The sequence below is a fragment of the Anaerobiospirillum succiniciproducens DSM 6400 genome (genome assembly GCF_000482845.1).
In the GTDB taxonomy this organism is placed as follows: domain Bacteria; phylum Pseudomonadota; class Gammaproteobacteria; order Enterobacterales; family Succinivibrionaceae; genus Anaerobiospirillum; species Anaerobiospirillum succiniciproducens.
In genome coordinates, this window is sequence record NZ_AXWV01000144.1 from 1 (window position 1) to 1,528 (window position 1,528).

Sequence of the window (1,528 nt, forward strand, 5' to 3'; positions counted from 1 at the left end):
GGGACCTTCTATTATTCAAATTCTAAAAGCAGTAAGCAAGTTTTAAAAATGGCAAGATGACTTTGACAACTAAAATGATGTTGAAACAAAGATTGTTTTACTAGCATTAGTGCGTTTTTTGTATGTCACTCCTTGATTTTTACTTGCATAAGGCGTGACAGCCCCTCCCGCCGTTTAAGCAGGATATATTGAATTACGATCCAAACTTTTAGTTACCTTGGCTAGAATTTGATTTTTATACCAAGATTGATTAGCTGCATTACGTTATAAAACATTGCCACTAAATGGTGATGAGCATCTGCACGCTTAATGCCGATAGTCCTTATTTCATCAGCTCCCCAATGTGCTAAGCGACCAAAAACATGCTCAACCCTTGCTCGTATCTTGGATTTTTGGCGGTTTGACTCTTTTTGCTCATTAGTAAGTGGATTGTTTCTTCTGCCTTTTTCGCAAACAGCTGGAATTAGACCTAAGCTCACTATCTCGCTTAGTTGTTTTTGTCCGCTATATGCTGAGTCAGCGTATAGGTACTTACCAGCGTCACTATCTGTTATAAGTGGCGATATAACCTGCGAATCATGCACGCACGCAGGCGTAGTTAGTACGGATTTTATGAGCTTTGAGACTAGACAAACACTAGCATGAAGCTTATATCCGAAATAACGCTGGCCACCTTTCTGTGTCCATGCTGCATTAATGTCTTTTTGACGTTTCTTTGCTGGATTATCGTTCCAAAGAGTTTCACCATAGCCTTCCTTAATGAGCTTATTTTCCTCTCTGGTGTTTCTCTGGATTGGGACTAAAGTAAAAGAAGAGTCCATTCCCAAAGAGTCACTTTCTTTTACAATCTTAAGTTCTTTAATGTAGTTAGATGCTTTCGCAAATAATAGCTGAAATAATCCTGAGCTTGCGAATAAATCGTGGTATTTCCAGACCGTTTTAGGGTCAGGTACAACAGATTCGTCAATACCAAGGAAAACCTGAAAGGAACGACGATCCTTTATAGCTCTAACTACCTTGTTATCACTTAGATCGAAAGCAAATTTAAGCACAATGATCTTGAACATTAATACAGGATCATAGCTAGGACGACCAGCATTTGCTCTTGCATACTTGCTTTTTATAGCTTGATTTGGCTGCAATGGGGACAAAATATCAGCATCACATTGCTCATCAGCAATGTGCTGCGTGTCATGTGGTTGGGCATCATCGCTTACATTTGACTGTTGCTTTCTAAAGGCTTTCAGGTTGTCCTCGATATAACCACGCAAACTTTCAAAGTCGAAGTTTTGGTCGAGTGCTAGCAGAATAGGTTCATTTGCTAGTATTTCCTCTCTGGAAGATGGAATAAGTTTAGTTGCATTTGGGTGATTAAAAATGTATACTGTTGACATGTTTTTGTTATCCTTGGGGTAATGTTTTTTGTTTGTTATTAATGATGTATTATATCATTGTACCCCAAGGTTTTCAAGCAAAATATCACGCCTCCGCCTGATATATATCATGTTTTTGATTTATAGAAGTTCCC

1 protein-coding gene is annotated in these 1,528 nt (G+C 38.5%); it reads right to left on the reverse strand.

Annotation, left to right across the window (positions count from 1 at the left end; genetic code table 11):
• Positions 1-221 precede the first annotated feature (221 nt).
• On the reverse strand, positions 222-1,394 hold the full coding sequence (locus H524_RS15800) for an IS5 family transposase (protein WP_052339091.1): 1,173 nt from the start codon (positions 1,392-1,394) through the stop codon (positions 222-224).
• Between the last annotated feature and the right edge of the window lie 134 nt (positions 1,395-1,528).